The following is a 23203-nucleotide window of genomic DNA, read 5'->3' on the forward strand; positions in this document are numbered from 1 at the left end:
CGACGCCTCTCGGGCTCACCGTGACGCGACGGACTCCGGAGTGCGGGGGCGTCCGATGTGCGCGGACTCGGCCGCGATGGTGACGAGCGTCAGCGTCATCCGCTTTCCGCGTGTGCTGAGCACAACCCGCTCGCCCGACCGGTTCGGCTGTACGAGGGCCACCGTGGGACGTTCCCGCGGCCACTGATCGGGATTCGCATGCACATGGATGGCGCCGGTGTGCGGTCGGGTCGTCGGCCGGACCCCGTCGAAGACGACGGTGTCGAACTCACGGTCGCCGGGATGCTCGCCGGCGATCCGCAGTCGATCCGGTGAAGCAGCACCGTTCAGCAGCGGCCGCCAGGCATCGGCGCGGTCGGTGTGGATCACCACGCGCGCACCGATCGCGACCGCGCGGAAGACGATCTGCTGGGCGAGATACAACTCGCCCGCGACATGGACCGAGCGTACTCCCGGGCCGGTGAGACGGACCGCGACCGCCCGACCCGACGCGTCCGATCCGATCAACTGCCCGCAGCCCGTGACAGGCAATGCCAATCCGTCGAGGTGGTCGCGGCTCATGCTGCGCAGATCGGTGAGGCGCTCGAGTCCGGTCGTCGCATACGGCAACGATGCGAGCAGCGCCTCACGCTCGCGTCCGTGGACGGTGCGCGCACCGGAGGTGACCGGGCCGTCGGGGGTGCGTGTCGCGTACCGGACGAGACCCCCGACGCGCGTCGTGCCGAAGGAGCCCGGACGTATGCGCACCGTCACCGTCGAGGACAGCGACGGGTGGGTCCAGATGTGGGCCAGGGTGCCCGCGTCGAGTCTGTGCGGATCGAGCACACCCCCGGTGCTGTACCCGACAGGGAGGCGGACATGACGCCAGGAGCGCTCCGCTACCAGCGGATCTGCGCCGTGCGTGATCCGGAGTGCAGCCGACCGGATCTCCTGGGCTGTCAGGATTCGGGCCGCGCAGCCGGAATCGCCGAGTGCTCGGACGACCCGCCGAGCCGACGCAGTGATCGTGCGGGTCGCGCCTTCGGTGCCGCCACCGCGTCGGTCCACCGCGTCGGGGCACGTCGATGCGTCGAGGCGTACTGCGAGCCATACCGTGCGCATCGCGGCCGCAGGCAGGGGCCCGATGAGTTGCGCATAAACCTGACCTGCGGGGGTCGCGTCCAGTATCCGCCGACCGTGGACGACGATATCGATCGCGTCGAGCGTCACGTCGTGGCGGCGCAGGCAGTCCGACAGGGCGCCCATGGGCAGCGTCTGCGATGAATCGACTCGATCCCGCCCCAGCTGTGTGATGACCCCTGCGGGAGCGAGTACTTCCACGACTGCCGTGACACATGTTCCGTCCCATCGCAAACCGACCGGGCGGCCGGACTGTTGCGCCGCATCGCGGATCTCTGCGGGGGAGTGCGCGCGCGGAAAACTGTGCCGCAGAAGCGTGTACGCCGCTGAGGTTGCGTCACGACCACGGATCCGAACGAGGAGAACTGCAGCGGTGGTGCCCGCTGCCGCCGGTGCGACCCACACGGGAGCGCCGGTCGCCGCCACTGCGATCCAGACCGACAGTGCAGCGCACTGTGCCACGACGAGCCGCGCGACGACCCGGGGTCGTTCGTCCGCGACGGACCTTTCTCGCATGACATCGGACACGGTTCGATCCACGACACTCCCCCCACCACCGATCGGGCAGGCATGTGGGTGCCGGCCCGAGCTTCCCAACGGGCAACTGTACTGTGTTGCGGCAGTGAGCGTGCCGCACGGGGGAGGACATATGGCATCGCAGCCCACCACTCGATGGCAGGTGAGTGGCTACCGATTTCTGATGAGACGGATGGAGCATGCGCTCGTTCGTCGCGACGTCCGTATGATCCACGACCCGATGCGGTCGCAGTCGCGGTCGCTCATGGTGGGGATGGTGGTCGCGTGCCTGGTCCTTGCCGGCTGCGCCGCATTGGCCTTGTTCCGGCCGCAGGACAAGATAGGCGACGCGACACTCGTGGTCGGCAGAGATTCCGGTGCGCTCTACGTCGCGATCGACGGAACATTCCATCCCGCGATGAATCTCGCATCCGCGCGGCTTGTGCTCGACGGCCCGGCCGAACCGGCCGTCGTGGCCGACGAGGAACTCGAAACTCGACCGAGGGGGCCGCTCGTCGGCATCCCCGGTGCGCCGTCGTCCCTCGCGTACGTCGAACACGACATGCCCTGGACGGTGTGCGACACGGTCGATGCGGGCGGGCGCCAGTCCGTCACCACCGCGGTGGCGGCCGGTATCCCCGAGTACTCCGGTGGCGGTGGGCCGCTGGACGACGACGAAGCGTTCTTGGTGACCTCCGAGGGTGAGTACCACGTCGTCTACGCGGGCGGACGCGCCGAGATCGACCCGCAGGATCGTGCCCTGACGCGGGTCCTGGGTATCGATGTCGGATCGGCCAGACCGGTCGGGTACGGGTTGCTTGCGGCGCTCCCCGAACTGCCGAAGCTCACCGCACCGGTGATTCCGGATGCGGGGAGCACACCGCGGGTGCCGATAGGGGATGCCCTCGTGGGATCGGTCGTCGGACTCGCAGATCCTGGAGGTCAGCGCTATTACGTCGTATTGAATGATGGGGTGCAGGAGGTGTCGAGCGCGACCGCGCAGATCATCCACGCATCGGATTCTCACGGCGTCGCAGAAATCCCGATCGTACCGCCCGACACCCTCAAGAATGCCCCGACAGTGCGTCACCTCGCGGTCGACACCTTCCCGGCTGTGGCACCCACGATCATCGACCCCGCGGACCGGCCTGTCGGATGCCTGACCTGGATACCTGACGCGGGGCCCGATGAACGACGGCGCTCGGAGCTGGTGCTGTCGGCGGGCAGTGTCCTGCCGATCGCCGCGGACGCGATCCCGGTGGCGCCGGCGCAGGCCGACGGGCCGGGACCGAACGTGGACATCGTTCACATTCCGCCGGGGCGAGGCGCATTCGTGCAGACGACCTCGATCGTGCCGGACAGCGAACGTCGGGGAGCGCTGTTCTACGTCGCGGACACCGGCGTCCGATACGGCATCGCCGATGCAGAGGCGGCCAAGGCACTCGGGTTCGAAGGAGAGCCGGCGCGAGCGCCGTGGCAGATCGTCGACCTGCTTGCCCCGGGGCCCTCGCTCGGACGTGCCGAAGCGCTACTCGCTCACGACGGCGTCGCCCCGGACCCTCGACCCGCGCCGCTCGGAACGGGTGAATGAGCGTCGCGTGCCTGTTCTGGCATGCTGTGCGTGCCGATACCGCGGAGGCGTGCGCGTTCCCGAAAGGGTAGGGCCGCAAGCAACGCGAGGACGAGCACAGCGAGGACAGTGGCGCCGGCGATCCACGCAACGTGTCGCGGGGTCAGGTCGGGAGGATCGGGAGGTGTGGGGCCGGCGATCTCCCTCGGGGGCGCCGGGACGCTTCGTTCGCCGGGCAAAGGTGCGGTGACCGCGGCCAACGGATCGACGACACCGTGCCCGACCCTGGGGTTCCAGCCTTCTGCGGGTGCGTGCGCGGTCGATTCGATGCGTTCCATCACCGCGCGCGCGTCGAGGTGGGGGTGGTGGGCTCTCACCAGCGCGACCGTCGCAGAGACCAGTGGCGCCGAGAAGCTCGTTCCGGCAATCGGTACGGGACTTTCGGCACCGGGGTACGCGTTGACGAGACCGTCGGAGAACGGGTCGAGAGAGACGATGCCGCTGCCGGGGGCCGCAACATCGACCCAGGGACCGGGAACACTGTAGGCGGACGGTGTGCCGTCGGCCTCGACCGAGCCGACTGTGAGCACATAGTCGTCGTACCAGGCGGGGGAGGCGATAGTTGTGATCGAATCCCAAGGATCAGCATGCGGATCGAGCGGATTCGCGGCCGGAGGATTCGATGCCCGGCACATTTCGATGTTGCCGGCGGCCGCGACCACCACCGCGTCTTCGACGTCGGTGGCGTACTGGACTGCCGCGCCGAGCGCGCCGTCGGCGATCCCGTCGCTGGCGAGCGCGCACGCGACCTCGGAGATGTTGATGACGCTCGCTCCGAGATCCGCGGCGCGGCGCACCGCCGATGCCAGGGTGCGTACATCTCCGTAACCAGGCGAGTTCTGTGCCGCCTCCTCGTCTCTTACGGAGCGGTCGGAGTAGTTACGGCTGGATTGACGGATGGCGATCACCTCGACGTCGGGCGCACCACCCGCGAATCCTGAACCCTCGACCGGTTGCGCCGCGATGAGACCGGCGACGAGTGTTCCGTGCGCGTCGCAGTCCACCGTGCCGTCGTCGGTTGCCACGTAATCGCCGCCCGGGGTGACGCGGGGAAGCCGTGGATGCGGGTTCACCCCGGTGTCGATCACCGCGACGACCTGGCCGGCGCCGCGCGTCAGCGGCCACACCCGCTCGAAGTCCATGACGCGTTGTGCGAGGGGCCGTTGCGGGCTGTCGGCGACGGTGTGGCCCCGCGTACACAGGTTTCGCTGTTCGGTCGGTTCCGGGGCAGCGGGTTCGCCTCCTGCGGGCAGCAGTCCACTGTCGGGAACCGGCGGATCCGCATGGGCCGGACCCACCATCGCGACGGTGGTGATCGTGACGATCAGGCCGGCGACGAGCGCGGTAGGGGCGAGCCGGCGACGATGCGTCACCCGCGTGTCGCGGAGAGGAGTCACAACCCACGGACCGCGGAGTAGAGGCCGGCGACCCAGCATGCCAGCGGCACGATCGTGGCAATGACGGCGTACTCGGTGAGTTCGCTGATCCGGCGCTGCACCGGTGTGAAGGTGCGCCGCGGCACGACGATCCCGAGAATCAGGGCACCGACGAACACTACGACAGTGACTCCGAAGAGTGCTTGCGGAGCAACGGTTCCGGAGAGTGCGGCCCCGACGACCAGACCCAGGACGAGGACCGCACCACCGACGATCATCGGAGCCGCCTGCTCGGCCCCGATATACGTGCGACCCCGGAACATCAGAACGATTCCTGTTGCCACGGCCAATGCGACCCCGGGCCAGGAGACACCGGTATCCGATGCCGGCCACGCCGCGCACCACCCACCTGCCGTTGCGAGCACGACCACTGCGTACACCCAACCGGTCAGGTGCGCCCGGGCGCGTGCGGTTTTCGCCTCGAGTTCCTCGAAGGTGGGCGGCGGGTTCTCGTCGTCCGGATCGGGAACCACGGGGTCCAGGGAGGTTCCGGGTGCGGGAACCGGAGGAAGGGGAAGTCGGGCGAGGAGCGTGGCAGCACGGGCGGCGAATGTCACCAGCAGCAGCGCGGTCACGACGACCCCGGCGCCGAGCGCCTGAACAGGCACGTCGGTGGCGGTACCGGCGATCAGTGCGATCGTCGAGATCGTCGAGATCGTCGGGATCGCGGTGAACGTTGCGAGTCCGACCGTCGTGACACCCACCGTGATCACACTGACCGCGCCGGTCAGGATTGTCGCCAACAGCAGGTGTGGCGCACCGAAGGCGCCTGGTACCAGAAGCATTCCGGTGACGAAGGAGACCGGCACCGCGCAGACCGCGAGTAGCAGCCCGGTCGGCCGGTCGCGGTAGATCCGTGCGATGACGGCAGCCGCGGTCACCAGCAGCAGCGTCAGCGCTGCGGTAGCGATCCCGGCGACGAGCCGCTCACCACCGGAAGACGGCAGCAACAGCAACGACGCAGACCCGATCGTGATCGCAGTCGACGCGATTGCGGCACCGACCATGCTCGCGGTGCGATCGGACCAGCGGCGTAGCCGGTCGCGGCCCGCCACGGCCACGTTGTACATCACGTCGTCGAACAGCGGGGGAGACGGTGGCGACGAAGCTTCTTCGAGGACGAGCACCTCGCCGTCGCGGATCCCGAGCTCGTCGAGACTCAACGCGCCTGCGAGCGGAGCCTGACCGATCCGTGCCAGGGTCCATGCCTCCGGCTCGACCCGTTCCGGGGTGACGTCGAACTCGTTGTCAGGGCGATGAGCGGCCACGAGATCGACGATTCCCGCGAGCAGCAGGGCAACCGGAACGCCCAGTGGTAGCGCGAGATCGACTTCGGAGTGTTTGGTGAGCACGGTGATACGGCACAGTTCCGGTGCTGCTACCACACCGGGTATGTTCGGGCTCGTCGGTGCGACCGTCATCGAACTGTTTCCCCCTGTCGTTCGTGTGCCGGTCCGGCGACAGAAGGTGGCGCGGACCTTTCGACGACGCAGACCTTACGACATGGTCGGGACAGGCCGACAGCATCGTCGTGGATGCCGGTGTCGCGCCGGTGCGCTACTCTTCCACGACCGTGGGGAGGGCCGCCGTCGGCGGTCGGTGTGTACGGGGGGTGGGGAACTTGAGCACTGTACGGTTCGCGCGCCGAGCGCGTCGTGATGCACCGCGCGCACCCGGCGGTGAAGTGAGTCTGCAGGCACCGCCCGATATTCCGAGACCGACACCGGGCAATCTCCTCATGAAGCTGTTGCCGCTGGTGATGGTCGCGGCGATGATCGGCATGGTCGCGCTCATGTTCGGTTCCGGTATGGCACGGAGCCCCATGGCCCTGATCTTTCCGCTGATGATGATGGTGTCGATGATCGGCATGCTCGCCAACAGCGGTCGCGGCGGAGGTGCGAAAACCGCCGAGGCGAACGAGGATCGCAAGGACTACCTGCGCTATCTCGACACCCTGCGCCGCGACGTCGCCGAGACCGGTTCGGCACAGCGGCGAGCTCTCGAGTGGACCCACCCGGATCCGGCGCTGTTGTGGACGCTCGTCGGGACCGTCCGGATGTGGGAACGCCGCACGTCCGACGCCGACTTCTGTCACGTGCGGGTGGGCCGGGGCGGACAGCGTCTCGCCACGAAACTGATCGCTCCCGAAACCGGTCCGGTCGAAGATCTCGAACCCGTCGCTGCGGTATCGTTGCGCCGCTTCGTGCGCGCGCACTCGGTGGTACCCGCACTCCCGACCGCCGTATCCCTACGGGGCTTCGCGTCGGTAGGTATCGGCGGCGACCGCGAGGCAGCACAGCGATTGGCCCGGGCGATGCTGGCGCAGTTGTGTACCTTCCACGCACCCGACGTACTCCAGGTCGCGGTGGTCTGCGGACCGGACACCGCTGCGGGCTGGGAGTGGGTCAAGTGGCTCCCTCACGCTCAGCATCCGGAAGCGCGCGACGGCGCAGGGAGCGCGCGCATGGTGTTCGGTTCCGTCCTCGAACTCGAGACGGTTCTCGGCGTGCACCTGTCCGCACGCGGACGTTTCGTCCGCAACTCCCCCGCCGTCGACGGAGTTCCGCACTTGTTGATCGTCATCGACGGTGGGGTTTCCGGATCGGGGTCGGGGATCCTCGACGACGGGCTCGACGCGGTGACCCTGCTCGACCTCTCCGCGTTCGCCCCGAAGCTCGCAGCTCTTCGTGGATTGCAGCTCGTCGCGGAGAACGGCCGGCTCGGCGCGAAGACTGGCAGCTCGGTGGAGACTTTTGCGGAAGCCGACGGGATCAGCGCCCCGCAATCGCAGGCCCTGGCACGACGACTGGCCCCCTACCGGGCCGCAACCCAGCTCGCAACGGACGACGGTGCCGACGACGGCAGCATCGAGAACTGGCAGGACTTGCTCGGACTCGGCGACATTGCACGACTCGATCCGCAGCAGGCATGGGCGCCACGATTCGGTCGGGACAGGCTGCGGGTTCCGATCGGAATCGGTACGGACGGTGCGCCGGTCGAGATCGACCTGAAGGAGTCTGCGGAGAACGGCATGGGACCTCACGGTCTGTGCATCGGCGCTACGGGTTCGGGCAAGAGCGAGTTCCTGCGGACCCTGGTGCTCGGTCTCGTCGCGACACATTCACCCGACGCGCTCAATCTGGTGCTCGTCGACTTCAAGGGCGGCGCGACGTTCCTCGGGCTCGATCGGAGTCCTCACGTTGCAGCGATCATCACCAACCTCGCTGACGAGCTCGCCATGGTCGAACGGATGAAAGATGCACTCGAGGGCGAGATGACCCGTCGGCAGGAGTTGCTGCGTGCAGCCGGCAACTTCGCGAATGTCGGTGACTACGAGAAAGCGCGGACCGCGGGTGCACCGCTGGCGCCGTTGCCGGCGCTGTTCATCGTCGTCGACGAGTTCTCGGAGCTGCTGTCTCAGCAGCCCGAATTTGCCGATCTCTTTGCGGCGATCGGTCGTCTCGGCAGGTCGCTGCACATGCATCTGCTGTTGGCGAGCCAGCGCCTCGACGAAGGGAAGCTGCGCGGCCTCGACAGTCATCTGTCCTACCGGATCGGGTTGAAGACGTTCTCCGCGAACGAATCCCGGAGTGTGCTCGGTGTACCGGACGCCTACAACTTGCCACCCACGCCGGGGGCCGGCTACCTCAAGTGTGATTCGGCCGAGATCGTGCGCTTCGATGCGGCGTATGTGTCGGGGCCGTACGAGCCCGGCCGCCCGGCGCGCCGGACCCGGACGATGACCACCGGGACACCGGGCCCCCGTGTGTTCACGGCACGGGATGTACCTGTCGATCGCGGTGTTCCTCTGCCGGTGCCTGCGGTCGGCGATCCGCCTCCGGACACCGGCGCTCCGTCCGACGGCGGTCGCAGTGTCCTCGACGTCGTGGTCAGCAGGGTCTGCGGGCACGGCACCCCCGCTCACGAGGTGTGGCTGCCGCCGTTCGACGAGTCCCCGAGCCTGGACAGGGTGTTGTCGCACTCGCTTCTCACCGGAGATCTGCTGCGGCAGTCCACCTTGCGAACCACGATCGGGATGGTGGACCGGCCCTTCGAACAGCGTCGGGATCCACTCGTCGTCGATCTGTCGGGAGCTGCCGGCAATGCCATCGTGGTCGGGGGTCCGCAGTCGGGTAAATCGACGTTGCTGCGTACCTTGATCATGTCGATGGCGGCTACTCATACGGCCGAACAGGTGCAGTTCTACTGCCTCGATTTCGGTGGCGGCACATTCGCCGGCCTCGCAGGACTCCCACACGTCGGCTCCGTGGCGAACCGCCTCTCGGCCGACCGGGTGCGCCGCACCGTCGCGGAACTCATGGGCTTGCTGCGTCGGAGAGAGCAGCAGTTCGCCGAATGGGGCATCGAGTCCATGTCGGCGCTGCGACGCATGCGAGCCGACCGAGCGCAACATGTCTCGGCAGATCCGTTCGGCGACGTCTTCCTCGTGGTCGACGGCTGGCCGAGCATCCGGGAGGATTTCGAACCACTCGAGCAGAGCATCGGTGTGTTGGCATCACGCGGGTTGTCGTACGGAATTCATGTCGTGATCAGCGCACCGCGGTGGTGGGATGTCCGCCCGGCACTACGCGACCACCTCGGAACTCGCCTCGAACTCCGTCTCGGGGACCCTGCCGATTCGGAATACGGGCGCAAGAAGGCGGCGCTGGTGCCCGAGGGCAGGCCAGGCCGGGGAATCGACCGTGACGGACTCCACGTACTGGCGGCGCTGCCACGGGTGGACGGCAGCTCCGATGTCGAGGATCTCGGCGAGGGGGTGGCCGCGGCGGTCGCCGCGATCACGGCGGCAACCCCGGGCGGCCGCGCGCCCGAAGTCCGAATGCTCCCCGAGGAAATAGACCGGGCGGCTGTTCTCTCTGCACTTCCCGACGGATGGCCGGTCCCGGTGAGCGCACCGGTCGGGCACCGGCTTCGCGTACCGATCGGGATCGACGAAGCGGAACTCGCGCCGGTGACCCTCGACTTCGCCGACAGCCCCCACCTGCTCGTGTTCGGCGATTCCGGGTGTGGGAAGACGGCGTTGCTTCGCGGGATCTGCCGGAGTCTCATGGAGTCGAACACGGGCGCTCAAGCGCGGATCATCATGGGCGACTATCGGCGGACGATGCTCGGGGTCGTCGAAGGCGACCATCTCGGCGGTTACGCGCCGGGTACCTCCGTGTTGTCGGCGATGGCGACCGAACTCGCTGCGGTCTTCGAACGCCGGCTTCCGGATGCCGACACCACGCAACAGCAATTGCGTGACCGTTCGTGGTGGACCGGCCCTGAAGTGTTCGTCATCGTCGACGACTACGACCTGGTCGCGTCATCGGGTCAGAATCCGCTGACGCCGCTGCTCGAGTATCTGCCGCAGGCGAAGGACATCGGTCTGCACCTGGTCGTCGCCCGGCGCGCGGGTGGGGCGAGCCGCGCACTGTACGAACCGATCATTGCGCGGTTGCGTGAGCTTTCCACCCCGGGCCTTGTCATGAGTGGCAGTCGTGACGAAGGCGCGCTCGTCGGAACGGCAAGACCCGGACCGATGCCGCCCGGTCGCGGAATTCTCGTGCGACGCAACGGTAACGAACTCATCCAGACCGCATGGCTGCAACCGTCGTGAACACGGATGTGCTGGGTCTCCACGTCGGCACCAGCAGCCTGTATGCGTGCTGGGCCGCGAACACCCGACACGTACCGGCCGTTGCCGCGAGGCTGGGCGACGGATGGGTCTTCGGAGATGCGGCGGCTGTCCTCGAGACGACCGACGTCCTCGAGAGGGCCGAGGTGCTCGCCGACGACCGGGGGGAAGACCTCGCCGAGTTGCTGACCGGCCTGGTGCGGTACGCCGCTGCCGCCGTCGGCGCACCCCCGACCGCAGGGACCGTCGTCGCGGTGCATCCAACCAAGTGGAGCGCGCGGCGGCGCGACGCGTTGTACACCGCCGCTCGGAATGTCGGGCGCAATGCGGAACTGGTTCCGGCGGCGGTCGCTGCGTGCGCCGCAGTCCGAGTGGAAACGAATGAGCGGTGTGTGACGCTCGAGGTCACGCGAGGCGGGGTCACCGCGGCTGCACTCGAACCGATGCGCGGTGAACGGGTCGTCATCGACCGCGTTGCCAGGGATGCGGACCTGCAGGCCGATGCGATGGATTCCGGCGATGGTGCGATACGCCTCAGGTCTCTGATCGAATCGGTCTTCGGGCGGGTCGATCCGGATGTACTGCTGGTGATGGGGATTCCGGGTGAGCCTGCTGGAGTCGAACTGTGTGGGCGGTTGGGCGAGCGGATCGGACGTGGGATCCGGGTCGTTCCGGTTGCAGCCTCGGAGATGCTCGCCTCGATCACGGAGATGGTCGAGCCGTCTGCGGCGTTGTCGGCAGCGCAGTGGCTACAGGATGTCCGCGCGCCCATGCCCGAACCGTCACGTACACCCCACTTCGGGTGGGTTGCCGCGGGAGTACTCACCATGGTCGTCGTGGGTGCCGCGATGATGTTCCGGTCGGGCGGTGAAAGCACCCACGAGATCGTCGCGGGCAACGGCCCTGGCCGCGAGGAGCCCGTCCGGGCAGAAGTGCCCGGCGACGCATCCGTCGCGGACTCGCCGGATCCGGAGGCACCCGATTTCGCCACGTTCGATCTCGGTCCCGTACGCCTGGATCTCCCGTCGTATTGGCAGGTACGCGATGCCGACGGGCAGGGTTCGGGAAGGGTTGAGCTGTTGCCGGATTCGGGTCCCGACCGCAGGATCGTGGTCGTGTACTCGAACCTGGCGGAAGGGATGGATTCGGAGGCAGTGGCGAGGAGTCTTGCGGCGCGCGCGTCGGCGCGCAGTGGCGTCATCCGCGATGTGCAGTCGGACGCGCGCTTCGGTGATCGCGCTGTCATCTCCTATGTCGAGGTACCCGACGAGTTCTCCACGGTGAGATGGTCGGTTGTCGTCGCGCCGGGCCTGCAGGTTTCTGTCGGATGTCAGTTCCTTTCCGACGAATGGACCGGAATCAGGCGTGAGTGCGAGCAGGCTGTCCAGACCGTGGAGCCGGCGTGAGGCCGGGTGCAGCGGGGATCGTTCGTGGTGCCGCGCCGACGTACATGTGATGCTTCCTGTGTGGACGTAGCAAGCGGTTCGCCCGGTATGTTTACCAGCGTGGAGGCTGATGTTGCAGTGTTGTCGTTCGAATCGACGGTGCCTCGTCGATATGTTCACCGCCAGTCCGTATCGGAAGTGTTCCTCACTGATTGCGTCACCGGTCCGGACCCCGATCGGTTCGTTCTGGGTGCGCAGTGGCCACGTGTCCACGGCTTCTACCGGGGGAGAGCCGGCCGGTACGACCCGATGCTCCTCGCGGAGACTCTGCGTCAGAGCGTGATCTACTTGGCGCACACCCGCTACCGGGTCTCGCTCGGTCAGCATTTCGTCATGCAGACGATCGACGTCACCGCTGAGCTGGATCGGCTCCGGATCGGTGAGGGCGCCGCCGAGGTGGCTGTCACGGTCGTCGTGTCGGACATCCAGTTGCGTGGCTCGCAGATCACCGGTTTGAGTGCGGCGTTGACGTTCGAGGTCGCGGGTCGTCGTGTCGGATCTGGCTACGGTCGGGCAGCGGTGCTCACCGCTGCGGAGTACGACACCGCTCGGTGGGGTGCAGCCGGGCCGCGGGCGATCGGGTCCGTGCCCGATGGTGTGCGCCTCGATCCGGCTGAGGTAGGGATACCCGGCGACGGGGACGTTGTGATCGGAGCAACAGTACGTCGCGGGCGCTGGCAGGTGCTGCCCGATCTGTCCCATCCGGTGTTGTTCGATCATCCGTCCGACCATCTGCCGGGCATGCTCATGCTCGAGGCGGCACGTCAGGCGTCGCGAGCGGAACTCGGGCTTCCGGATGCGGATCTGATGTCGATGAGCGTGCAGTTCCATCGGTTCGCGGAACTGGACTGTCGAGCCGAGATGGTGGTCTCGGGTATCGACGGTGAGCTCGGGCACGTGCACGTCGTACTCGAGCAGCACGGCGCATCGATGGCTTCAGCAACCCTGATGTTGGCGTCTGATGTCGGCGCAGGACTCGTGTCCGGACACCGCCCCGGTGAGTAGGGCGGTGTCAGGCCAGCGCTGGATCGCGGGTCCAGCGTGCGTGACGGACCTTGTCGCTGTCGGCGCGGCGGGCGGGTGTCACGATGCCCGGCAACAGGAACTGCCACATCTCGTCGATGCGCTGCTCGAGATCGGCACGCCGATCGAGCACATTCGACACCGTCTGCACCCCGGTGAACGCGGAGATCACGAACCGGGCCAGCGTGGGTGGTTCGATGGTGGGAAGAAGGTCTCCCTCGGCGATCGCAGTCTCGGCGAGGTGCCGGCAGGCTTCGATCCAGTCCTGGTACGGCCCCGGCTTGCCCGGAGTGGCGCCCGCGCTGAATTCGAGGGTCAGCCGGATTCCTGCCCGGACGATCGGATCCTCGATGATCTGCCTGCCCATTTCGTGGCACAGCATGACGATCTGTTCGAGTGCCGGGGTATCGGTGGTGGCGATGGCCTCCACAGTGGCGATGGAAATGGCGTGTTGCTGATCCACCACTGCTTGCGCGAGGTCGTCCTTCGATTTGAAGTGGAAGTACAAAGCGCCCTTGGTGAGGCCACTGCTGGCTTCGACGATCTCCCCGAGGCTGGCACGCTCGAACCCCAGACGATCGAATGTGGCCGCGGCTGCGCTGATGATCTGTTGCCGGGTCGCTACCGCGCGGGCTTGCTTTGCCACGCCATGTGTCCCTTTCTCGATGATGTCCCGAAAGGAGAGTCGTGACGAACCCTGACAATCATCCTCCCCCGAAGCGCACCGTACCAGCCGACCCGGATGAGACCGTAGGCCATGTATCGACGAAGCGTGTCGCGGTGGTGGGCTCGAGCGGCTTCCTCGGTGGGGCGGTGCTCGATGCGCTACTGAGCCGGGGCATCACGTGCACCGCGATAGCACGGCGTCCCCCCTCGTCTACCGGTCCGTCGATGCGGGTCGTGGCCGCAGACCTGCTCGACCCCGCAGCCCTGACCAGCGCTCTTGCCGGTGTCGACGCGATCGTGCATGCCGCATCATATACCGGCTCCGACAAGGACTTGTGCGAGCAGATCAACGTTCTCGGTACCCGGAATCTGCTGGCGGCGGCAGCCGAGCACGGCATCGGTCAGATCGTCTACCTCAGCACCATCGGTGTCTACGGTCCCGGTCCGCACCGGAACGTCGCCGAGGGGGATCTTGCACCGAACCCGGTCACGGCGCTGAGCGCGAGTCGTCTCGCCGCCGAGAACCTTGTGCGTGCGCACGGCGGGCTCGTGTTGCGTCCCGGATTCGTCCACGGCCCGCAGGACCGGTGGTTTCTGCCCGGGCTTGCTCATATTGTGTCCACCCTCGGGGTGTGGATCGACGAGGGTGCTGCCCGGCAATCGGTGATCTCTCACCGTGATGTCGGCCGGCTCACCGCGGTCCTTGCAGCGCGCACTCTCCCGGACGAGTTGCGTTCCGGCATATTCCATCTCGCCGACCCGACTCCGGTCAGCGTCAACGATCTCGTCCACACCGCCGCTTCGCACGGGCTGCTCGCGGTGCCGACCAGCTCGGTCGACTACGAGGAGGCGCTGCGCCGAGGCCGACAGCGAGGGCTTTCGGAGCGTCACATCGACCTGGTCGGGCACGATCACCACTACGCCAGCGCCCGTATCTGGGCACATGTCGCGCTGGAGGTATCTGCGTAGCTGAGAATGCGGTATTCTCTACCCACCGAGCAATACCGGTTGATTGGTATCGTTTGCCGGGGAGGGCATCGATGCGTAGCGACACCGCCGTGTTCGAACGCATCGACGGGTAGGGGGGGGTGACGGCGGAGTGGCCGGTGATGGTGAGGCTTGATCGGGGGGTCCTCACCATCACCGGCCCGGCGGGTTCCGTCGGCCTACCGCGCCGACGGAACCGCGGTCGCCCGCGCGCAGGGGGGAGGGGCGCGGGCCGGCCCCCAGTCGGGGGGAGCGGGGGCCGACTACATCTTATTGGAGATCGTCACTCGCGAGAGACCGGGGCATGTCGTGCACCGACCGGTCAGTGTCTTCCGCGCTTCAGTTTCCTGCGCTGAGATCCGATCGCGTCGACCACCTACTGTCGTCGCTTCCGCTCGCTTCGGCATCCCATCCCCATTCGGTATCAATACGTACCGATCTTCCGGTGCCCGCGAATCTGGTGCCCTCGAAAAAACTTCGAACCAATTCGGATCGAGTGGAACCGATCCGATGCGGGCTGCGTCGAACCAGATGTAGGGGCGACACGGTCGGACCAACGGGGGCCGAACGAACCGTGACGCAGACCAATGGAGGGGTACACGATGAGTGAGGGCGAAGCAGGTAGCGGGGGAGGCCTCACAGCCGACACCGCCGTCATGGCAGTGACGGCGACGAAGCTGGACGGGTCGCGCATTGTTCTCGAGCGCGCGGTGCAGGCGCTCGGCGGCAGGGTCGCGGCTTCCGGGGCCGATTGGGAAGGCGATGCGAAGAGAGAGTTCGACAGGCTCATGGAGCGCTGGAACTACAACGCAAGGAAACTGGACAACGCCCTCCTCGAGATCGTCGAACTTGTCCGCAAGGGCGGTGATGGCTACACCGAGCAGGAGGAGACGAACGTCAACGCGATCGCCAAGGTCGCCGGGGACAGCGGCTCCTACCTCAAAGGCTCCTTCTGATCGACGTGCTCGAGCCGGCTCAGCGCTCGGGTGCACTCACGGCTGAATACCCGACTCAGGTCGGCAACCAATCACAGACGAGGAGTACGTACATGGCCGAAGGGCAGATCAGTTACAGGGCCGAAGGGATCTCCGACCTTCGGACCGGAATGACCGGAGTGGGCAGTGAGATATCCGGCATGCTCGACGATATCGCGAAACAGGTGGAGCCCCTGGGCGCGACCTGGACGGGTGGAGCTGCCGAGGCATACCTGGATTGCCAGCGGCGCTGGAACCAGGCGGTCGATGGCCTGAACCAGGTGCTGACCGAGGTCGGCTTCGTCGTGGGGAAGGGCAGCGAGAACATGGAGAGCACCAACCACAGGATCATGAAGACATTCACCACGATGTGAGATCCGCAGGCAGGTGAGCGGAACAGCGCACCGCACGCTGTCCCGGTGGTGGAGAGGCCGCCGGGGCAGCGAGTGTTCCGGTAGCGAGACGGTTGCGTTTTGACCCCGTCGCCGCCGGGCGGGTATCGTGTGGCGCGGCGTGTCGCACGCTGCTGTCGCCATGTGCGCGGCAAGCGTCGTCTCTCGGGTCTCAACTGGCCGCCGAGGACGACTATGCGCGGCGCGCGGGCCAGCAGCGAAACGATAGACGAGGAAGATCTGTGTCTACGTACACACCGAAAGCCGGCGACGTGACCCATCAGTGGCACGTCATCGACGCCACCGACGTGGTGCTCGGCCGCCTCGCGGTGCAGGCAGCAAGCCTGCTTCGCGGCAAGCACAAGCCCACCTTTGCCCCGCATGTCGACGGTGGTGACTTCGTCGTCATCATCAACGCCGACAAGGTCGCCATCTCCGGCAACAAGCGTGAGGGCAAGTTCCTCTACAGCCACTCCGGTCACCCGGGTGGTCTCCGTGCTCGTTCCGTGGGCGAGGTTCTCGAGAAGAACCCCGACCGTCTCGTGGAGAAGGCCGTCACCGGCATGCTCCCGAAGAACAAGCTCGGCCGCGCCATCGCCAAGAAGCTGAAGGTGTACGCGGGCCCGAACCACCCCCACGCCGCGCAGCAGCCGGTGCCGTTCGAGATCAAGCAGGTGGCCCAGTGACGGCGCCGGAGGAGCAGAACGTGAACCCCGAAGAGTACGCCGACAACGTCGAGGTTGCCGCGGACGAATACGTGGCCGAGGAGGTTGCCGCCGAGTTCGTCGAGGCACCTGTCGAGCCGATGGTGTTCGATCGCCCGATCCAGACCGTCGGTCGCCGCAAGGAGGCAGTCGCTCGCGTCCGCCTCGTGCCGGGCACCGGCAAGTTCGTGCTCAACGGCCGCACCATCGAGGACTACTTCCCGAACAAGGTGCACCAGCAGCTCGTGAAGTCGCCGCTGGTGACCGTCGAACGCAGCGAGTCGTTCGACATCCACGCGCGCCTGCACGGTGGCGGACCGTCCGGCCAGGCCGGCGCTCTGCGTCTCGCCATTGCACGTGCGCTGATCGAGGTCACCCCCGAGGATCGCCCGTCGCTCAAGCGCGCCGGCTTCCTCACGCGTGACCCGCGTGCGACCGAGCGTAAGAAGTACGGTCTCAAGAAGGCACGTAAGGCGCCTCAGTACTCCAAGCGCTGATGTGTCGCCGACGCTGACCTCGTCAGCCTCGGCACCTGTTCGACCACGAGAGCAGGCGTCGGTAGAGAATTACTACCGGCGCCTGCTTTCTTCGTGCATTCTGACCTCGGTGACAGTGCTCGTGGCGGTCTGTCTTCGAAAACTCGACGTGAAGGACGTATGTATGGCCCGGTTGTTCGGCACGGACGGGGTTCGCGGGATGGCGAACAGCGGACTGACGGTGGAATTGGCGATGCAGCTCGCAGGCGCCGCAGCGACCGTGCTTGCACCCGGGCGAAGCGGTGGCCGTCCGGTGGCAGTGGTAGGTCGCGATCCGCGTGCCAGCGGTGAGATGCTCGAAGCCGCCGTCACGGCGGGGCTTGCCGCGGCGGGCGTCGACGTCGTGTCGGTCGGTGTGCTACCCACTCCTGCGGTCGCATACCTCACCGGTGAGTATGCCGCTGATCTCGGTGTGATGATCTCGGCGTCGCACAACCCCATGCCGGACAACGGAATCAAGATTTTCGCTGCGGGCGGTCACAAGCTCGACGATGCGGCTGAGGATCAGATCGAGACGGCACTGCACAACGGAGTGACTCCAGCGCGGCCCACCGGAGCAGCAGTCGGCAGGGTCCGGATTGCGCACGACGCCGCAGATCGTTATCTGGCGCACCTCGCGAGCGCGACGAGCGTGTCGCTCGACGGCATCACAGTCGTTGTGGACTGCGCGCACGGCGCAGCGTCGTACGTCGGTCCTGTCGCCTATACCGCAGCCGGCGCCACGGTGATTGCGGTCAGCGCACAGCCGGACGGACTCAACATCAACGACCGCTGCGGGTCGACGCATCTCGATTCCCTGCAAAAAGCCGTGATCGAGCACGGTGCCGACCTCGGACTCGGCCACGACGGCGATGCGGACCGCTGCCTCGCGGTCGATGCCGCCGGCGCGATTGTCGACGGCGACGCGATCATGGCGGTGCTCGCACAGAGCATGCGAGACCGCGGCGAGCTGCATGAAGACACCCTCGTCGCGACCGTCATGAGCAATCTGGGCCTGCATCTGGCGATGCGAAAGTCCGGCATCGAGGTCGTGACCGTCGGAGTCGGTGACCGGTACGTGCTCGAGGAATTGCGTCGCGGCGGATTCTCTCTCGGAGGTGAGCAATCCGGGCACATCGTCTTTCCCGCGCACGGCACGACCGGTGACGGCGTCCTGACCGGGCTGCGATTGATGGAACGGATCGCTGCGACCGGAACGCCGTTGGCCGACCTGGCCGCGGTCATGCGCTCGCTCCCGCAGGTTCTCGTCAACGTGCCGGTCACCGACAAGACCGCGGTCGCTGCAAGCCGTTCGGTTGCGGAGGCTGTAGCGGAAGCCGAACGGGAACTCGGCGACACCGGACGAGTACTGCTGCGCCCGTCCGGCACCGAACAACTCGTGCGCGTCATGGTGGAGGCGGCGGAGGACACCCACGCACGGGCGATTGCCGATCGTCTTGCCAAGGTCGTCGCCGGCATCTGAAATTGATCCCCGTCCTCGGCGAGGCGAACATTCTCGAGCCGGCGGGGAACCGGATCGCCGCGCGCTGCGTCCAACTCTGTGACGGTGTCGAACTCTGTGACGGTGTCGACCGGAACGTGAAGGGGGCGGACGTGGAGCCACGATCCGATTTGTTTTTCGACGACACAGCGGTACGGGCGGTCGCTTCGACGGTGACCGGTTCCGCGGAAGCTGCAGACCGGGCATGTCGCCGTGCCCTCGGCACCCTGGAATTCGGGCCCCGGTGCGCGGGGGAAAAGTATCGAATGCGTGGGGTTGCCATCGAAGACGGATATGGACGCCTGCGGCGTGCCCTGGACGAATGGACCGCGACGACCAACCGGTATTCCGACGCCGCAGCAGCCGCAGCGGACGGGTACCAGGACCAGGAGCGGGCCACGGTCGAGTCTCTGCGCAACACCCGGACGGACCTCGCTCGGTGAGTTCACCGAGCGTAGATCTGGTCGAGGCACTCGATGCCGGTGCACGCGGTCTGGGCTTCTTCGCCGACTACCTTCCGCGGGCCCACCGGGTGGGTATCGCCGGGCGAGTCACCGTCGACGGTTTGCGCGGCCGCTACGACGAGCAGAACGGGCTCGACACGTCGGTACTCGCCGATGACGCGGCAGTGCTGACCCGGCTCGTGTCCGACCTGGAGGACCGAGTCGAGGAGCAGGCGGACGGGGTACGTGCTCTGCACTCCGCGTGGCGTGGCGACGCCGGTGACCTGGCCCGCGACGACCTGGATCGAGCTGTGCAGCGCGGTGCGATGCTGTCCGGTGTGGTGAAGGCGCTGGCGCGGGCATGTGCGGGCGCCGTCGACGGTATCACTCGGGCGGTGCACGAGAAGTCGTATGCGATCGGACAGTTCGCGAACGCGACGGTGCACGGCCGGACCCCCGACGACATCGACATGATCATCGCGGGAGCGCGCGGCGACGCCGGCGGCCCCACCGTCGAACGGGTGGCACTGTGGAATGAGGAGCGCGGGGGGAATGAGGCTCCCGGCGCGCCCGTGACGGTGCGGGACGTTGCCGGGCAGGACGGCGTCGCGGCATGGTGCGAGCGATGGCTGCGCGAGGTGTTCGCACCGACGATTCAGGAACACGTCGATCGGTTCGTCTCGGTATGCGATGTCGCCGACGACGCGGTCGACGAACACCTCGCCGCAGTTGTCTGCGCATTCGACCTGCTGGACGCGCCGCCACCGGCGTCCGAGCCGGCACGGCACCTCGGTGACGGATCCCGTGATGCGGCCGGCGGGCCGGGCGACCCCCTGCGCGCAACGGCAGATCTAGTGGACGCCGGGCGCGAACTCGTCGAGGCCGTGGCGGATCTGTCCGGCGCGGTGGCCGATCTTGCAACGACAGCGGTAGAGGGTGCGACCGTCCTCACAGAGGCCGTCACGCACGGCATCTCCCGGTCGAACATCGACGGTTTCGCGCCCGCCCCGGCTCTCGCAGCGCCCATAGATCCGGCGGTGCCGACCGAGTTCGAGCGGGAGTCGGTCGATCCTGCACTCACTCAGCCGGTGCCTGCCCCCTCGGCACCTGCGCCGCCGGAGCCACCGTCTACCCACACGGGTCCCCCCACGGCACTGCCCGCGGGCAACTCTCCTTCGGACGCTGCGGGGCCACCCGCCGGTCCCGGGGTTGCTCAGGCGCCTACCGGAGGCCGAGCGGCCACGCGTCGTACGGAAGCGAACGTGGGTGCAGCGACCGCCGACGCCGTCGAAACAGAGCCGCCGGCGGACGACGGCGACGGGGTCGTGCTGGCCGAGGCCGGCCCACTGTGACCATTAGCTGCTGAGCAGCTTGTTGATCCGGGTACTGAGATCCTGCTCGACCAGAGAGGGGTCCGTGATCACGCTGGAGCCGGGGATCTCGGTGGTGGGATCGGTGAATGCCGCGTAGGTCTTGTCCTCGGTGAGTCGATTCAGGAGGAATCCGGTCAGCAGTGCCCGAGTACGCTCCTGCGTCTTCCGTTCGGCGCCACCGAACCCGAGTGCGCCGAGCAGACGACGGCCTTCGGCAAGCCCTTGGTCGTCGGCATCGTCGACGACGCGCAGGTGAATATCCTCGGCACCCCATTTCTGGGCCACCGACACCGCGTCGCTGTTCATCGATCCGAGACTCTTCTCTCCGACGAGTACCAATCCGGGGGCTTCGACACGAGCAGCGGCCTCGGCTGCCGACGGAGTGGTAGGGGCTGGGTAGAGCGCAGCGACAGCGCCCACACTGCGTTGCGCCGCACCCAGGATCGCGGCGCCGGCGCCCAGCCCGTGCCCGGCGAGAGCAAGGCGGTGCGGGTGCACACTGATACGACCGGTGCCCAGGCGGACACCGGTGCAGATGTCGAGTGTGGTCAGCAGATCGGTGGCGAACCCGATGGACGAGGGGACGGGCCCGCGTTCGGTACCGGGCGCTGCCGCCACGATCCCCCAGGACGCGAGGTGCTCGAGCAGTCTCGAGTACCTGCTGATGCCGGTCAGCCAACCGTGACCGAACGCCACAGCGGGAAGGTTGAAGCCCTCCGCCGGGGTATAGACGACGCCGGGGAGACCGGCGAGCGCGAGGTCACCGCGCAGCACCGTGTGCGGGCCGCGCTTCGAGAGTTGCCGAGCCAGGGTTTTCGGGTTCGCCGCCACGGCGAGAACGTTAGCCGATCGACGTGGGGGCCGGGTGTGGTGATCGGGATCGGCGTGCCGCATCCGGGCCTGTGTAGCACGCGTCACCTGGTCGCCAGCGCGTTGTCGACGAGCCGACCCTGCCAAGTACCCTGCTAACCATGTGCGGAATCGTGGGGTATGTCGGGCACCGCCGTGCCCTCGACGTCGTGGTGGAGGCCCTTCGGAGGATGGAGTACCGAGGGTACGACTCGGCCGGTGTCGCCGTCCTCGACGGCGAGGGTGGGCTTGCTGTCGAACGAAAGGCCGGTCGGCTTGCGAACCTCCAAGCGGAACTCGCCGAGATCGGTGAGGACCGGTTCCGTGGTACGGCCGGGATGGGGCACACGAGGTGGGCGACGCACGGCCGCCCCACCGACCGCAACGCGCATCCGCATCGCGACGCCAGCGGCCGGATCGCGGTGGTCCACAACGGCATCATCGAGAACTTCGCGCCGCTGCGCGCCGAACTCGAAGCGATCGGCGTCGAACTCGAATCGGACACCGACACCGAGGTCGCGGTGCACCTCGTGGCCCGTGCCTACGCCGAGGGGCCCACGGCCGGTGATTTCGTGGAGAGCGCCCGCAGTGTGCTGCGCCGCCTCGAAGGCGCGTTCACTCTGGTGTTCGTGCATGCTGATCATCCCGGGACGATCATCGCGGCCCGACGCTCGACGCCGCTGGTCGTCGGTGTCGGGGACGGGGAGATGTTCATTGCCTCGGATGTCGCGGCGTTCATCGAGTTCACCCGCGACGCCGTCGAGCTGGGGCAGGACCAGGTCGTGGTGATCACGAAGGACTCGTACGACGTCACCGACTTCGACGGCAACACCGACGTGCCGACGCGGCCGTTCACCATCGACTGGGATCTCGCGGCCGCGGAGAAGGGTGGCCACGACTACTTCATGCTCAAGGAGATCGAGGAGCAGCCCGCCGCGGTCGCGGACACGTTGCGTGGGCATTTCGTCGACGGCCGGATCGTGCTCGACGAGCAACGGCTCTCGGATCAGGAACTGCGCGACATCGACAAGGTGTTCGTCGTCGCGTGTGGCAGTTCGTATCACTCGGGTCTGGTGGCGAAGTACGCGATCGAGCATTGGACGCGGCTGCCCGTCGAGGTGGAGTTGGCATCGGAGTTCCGGTACCGGGATCCGGTGCTGGACCGGTCGACGCTGGTGGTGGCGATCTCGCAGTCGGGGGAGACCGCCGACACGCTCGAGGCGGTGCGGCACGCGAAGGATCAGAAGGCGCGGGTGCTCGCGGTGTGCAACACCAATGGTGCGCAGATCCCGCGTGAGGCCGATGCGGTGCTGTACACACGGACCGGCCCGGAGATCGGGGTGGCGTCGACGAAGGCGTTCCTGGCGCAGATGGCGGCGAATCTGTTGGTGGGGCTGGCGTTGGCGCAGGCGCGGGGGACCAAGTACCCCGATGAAGTGGCGCGCGAGTATCAGGACCTCGAGGCCATGCCCGCGAAGATCGAGCAGTTGCTGCTCGGGGTGGAGCCGGTGCGTGTGTTGGCGCGGGAGCTGGCGTCGTCGCCCGCGGTGCTGTTTCTGGGTCGGCATGTCGGGTATCCGGTGGCGCTCGAGGGAGCGCTCAAGCTCAAAGAACTGGCGTACATGCATGCGGAAGGGTTCGCCGCCGGTGAGCTCAAGCACGGGCCGATCGCGTTGATCGAGGACGGCTTGCCCGTCATCGTCGTCATGCCGTCACCCAAGGGGCGTGCTGTTCTGCACAGCAAGTTGCTCAGCAATATCCGGGAGATCCAGGCCCGTGGTGCGGTGACCGTGGTGATCGCGGAAGAGGGCGACGAGACGGTGCGTCCGTTCGCGGATCATCTCGTGGAGATTCCGGCGTCGCCGTCGTTGTTGCAGCCGTTGTTGTCGACGGTGCCACTGCAGGTGTTCGCGGCGGAGGTCGCGCAGTCGCGGGGCTACGACGTGGACAAGCCCCGTAACCTCGCCAAGTCCGTCACTGTGGAATAGAGCA

At 67.2% G+C, this 23203-nt stretch carries 18 protein-coding genes; 13 read left to right on the forward strand and 5 right to left on the reverse strand.

Going from position 1 to position 23203, the window contains the following annotated elements; genetic code table 11:
- Positions 1-15 precede the first annotated feature (15 nt).
- Positions 16-1659, reverse strand: a complete 1644-nt coding sequence (gene eccE / locus ACZI8W_RS13070) for a type VII secretion protein EccE (RefSeq protein WP_463368916.1) — start codon at positions 1657-1659, stop codon at positions 16-18.
- A gap of 109 nt (positions 1660-1768) precedes the next feature.
- Between eccE and eccB the strand changes: the two genes are divergently transcribed.
- Positions 1769-3226: a type VII secretion protein EccB gene (gene eccB, locus ACZI8W_RS13075; RefSeq protein ID WP_463368917.1), complete on the forward strand. Its 1458-nt coding sequence runs from the start codon at positions 1769-1771 to the stop codon at positions 3224-3226.
- Here eccB and mycP read toward each other — a convergent pair.
- Together mycP and eccD are read right to left on the reverse strand one after the other, a co-directional pair.
- Positions 3172-4662, reverse strand: coding sequence for a type VII secretion-associated serine protease mycosin (gene mycP, locus ACZI8W_RS13080; RefSeq protein ID WP_463368918.1), 1491 nt, complete (start codon positions 4660-4662; stop codon positions 3172-3174). The two genes, eccB and mycP, sit on opposite strands and share 55 nt — an antisense overlap.
- Complete coding sequence (eccD, locus tag ACZI8W_RS13085) at positions 4659-6122, reverse strand: type VII secretion integral membrane protein EccD (RefSeq protein WP_463368919.1); 1464 nt, start codon at positions 6120-6122, stop codon at positions 4659-4661. The genes mycP and eccD overlap by 4 nt, the downstream gene beginning before the upstream one ends.
- A 200-nt stretch (positions 6123-6322) precedes the next feature.
- Between eccD and eccCa the strand changes: the two genes are divergently transcribed.
- From eccCa to ACZI8W_RS13100, 3 genes are all read left to right on the forward strand, one after another.
- On the forward strand, positions 6323-10321 hold the full coding sequence (gene eccCa, locus ACZI8W_RS13090; protein WP_463368920.1) for a type VII secretion protein EccCa: 3999 nt from the start codon (positions 6323-6325) through the stop codon (positions 10319-10321).
- A complete protein-coding gene (locus tag ACZI8W_RS13095; RefSeq protein WP_463368921.1) occupies positions 10303-11745 on the forward strand; it encodes a type VII secretion-associated protein in 1443 nt (480 codons plus the stop codon). The genes eccCa and ACZI8W_RS13095 overlap by 19 nt, the downstream gene beginning before the upstream one ends.
- Before the next feature lie 87 nt (positions 11746-11832).
- A complete protein-coding gene (locus ACZI8W_RS13100; protein ID WP_463368922.1) occupies positions 11833-12789 on the forward strand; it encodes a ScbA/BarX family gamma-butyrolactone biosynthesis protein in 957 nt (318 codons plus the stop codon).
- 7 nt (positions 12790-12796) lie between these two features.
- Here ACZI8W_RS13100 and ACZI8W_RS13105 read toward each other — a convergent pair whose 3' ends face one another.
- Entirely contained in the window at positions 12797-13453 is a 657-nt protein-coding gene (locus ACZI8W_RS13105) for a ScbR family autoregulator-binding transcription factor (protein ID WP_463368923.1), read from the reverse strand.
- Positions 13454-13494: 41 nt separating this feature from the next.
- Here ACZI8W_RS13105 and ACZI8W_RS13110 point away from each other — a divergent pair, with 41 nt between their 5' ends.
- The 8 genes from ACZI8W_RS13110 to ACZI8W_RS13145 all read left to right on the forward strand — a co-directional run bounded on the left by ACZI8W_RS13110 (position 13495) and on the right by ACZI8W_RS13145 (position 20341).
- Positions 13495-14442 (forward strand): NAD-dependent epimerase/dehydratase family protein, encoded by a 948-nt coding sequence (locus ACZI8W_RS13110; RefSeq protein ID WP_463368924.1) that lies wholly within the window; start codon positions 13495-13497, stop codon positions 14440-14442.
- Positions 14443-15062: 620 nt separating this feature from the next.
- Positions 15063-15416, forward strand: coding sequence for a WXG100 family type VII secretion target (locus ACZI8W_RS13115; protein ID WP_463368925.1), 354 nt, complete (start codon positions 15063-15065; stop codon positions 15414-15416).
- A gap of 92 nt (positions 15417-15508) precedes the next feature.
- Positions 15509-15808 (forward strand): WXG100 family type VII secretion target, encoded by a 300-nt coding sequence (locus ACZI8W_RS13120; RefSeq protein WP_463368926.1) that lies wholly within the window; start codon positions 15509-15511, stop codon positions 15806-15808.
- Between the two features lie 260 nt (positions 15809-16068).
- Complete coding sequence (rplM, locus tag ACZI8W_RS13125; RefSeq protein WP_463368927.1) at positions 16069-16512, forward strand: 50S ribosomal protein L13; 444 nt, start codon at positions 16069-16071, stop codon at positions 16510-16512.
- The gene (gene rpsI / locus ACZI8W_RS13130; protein ID WP_463368928.1) at positions 16509-17027 is read left to right on the forward strand and encodes a 30S ribosomal protein S9; all 519 of its coding nucleotides are present in this window, start codon (positions 16509-16511) and stop codon (positions 17025-17027) included. Before rplM ends, rpsI begins: the two co-directional genes overlap by 4 nt.
- 163 nt (positions 17028-17190) lie before the next feature.
- Positions 17191-18528 carry a phosphoglucosamine mutase gene (gene glmM, locus ACZI8W_RS13135; RefSeq protein WP_463369118.1) on the forward strand — a complete coding sequence of 446 codons (1338 nt, stop codon included), beginning with the start codon at positions 17191-17193 and terminating at the stop codon, positions 18526-18528.
- A gap of 284 nt (positions 18529-18812) precedes the next feature.
- Positions 18813-18989 (forward strand): hypothetical protein, encoded by a 177-nt coding sequence (locus ACZI8W_RS13140; protein ID WP_463368929.1) that lies wholly within the window; start codon positions 18813-18815, stop codon positions 18987-18989.
- Positions 18986-20341: a hypothetical protein gene (locus tag ACZI8W_RS13145; protein WP_463368930.1), complete on the forward strand. Its 1356-nt coding sequence runs from the start codon at positions 18986-18988 to the stop codon at positions 20339-20341. The genes ACZI8W_RS13140 and ACZI8W_RS13145 overlap by 4 nt, the downstream gene beginning before the upstream one ends.
- Before the next feature lie 3 nt (positions 20342-20344).
- Here ACZI8W_RS13145 and ACZI8W_RS13150 read toward each other — a convergent pair whose 3' ends face one another.
- A complete protein-coding gene (locus ACZI8W_RS13150; RefSeq protein WP_463368931.1) occupies positions 20345-21193 on the reverse strand; it encodes a dienelactone hydrolase family protein in 849 nt (282 codons plus the stop codon).
- A 140-nt stretch (positions 21194-21333) separates the two neighbouring features.
- On the opposite strand from ACZI8W_RS13150, the gene glmS reads away from it, so the two are divergent.
- Positions 21334-23199, forward strand: a complete 1866-nt coding sequence (gene glmS / locus ACZI8W_RS13155; RefSeq protein WP_463368932.1) for a glutamine--fructose-6-phosphate transaminase (isomerizing) — start codon at positions 21334-21336, stop codon at positions 23197-23199.
- Positions 23200-23203: the final 4 nt, after the last annotated feature.

Source organism: Rhodococcus ruitaii (genome assembly GCF_055230935.1).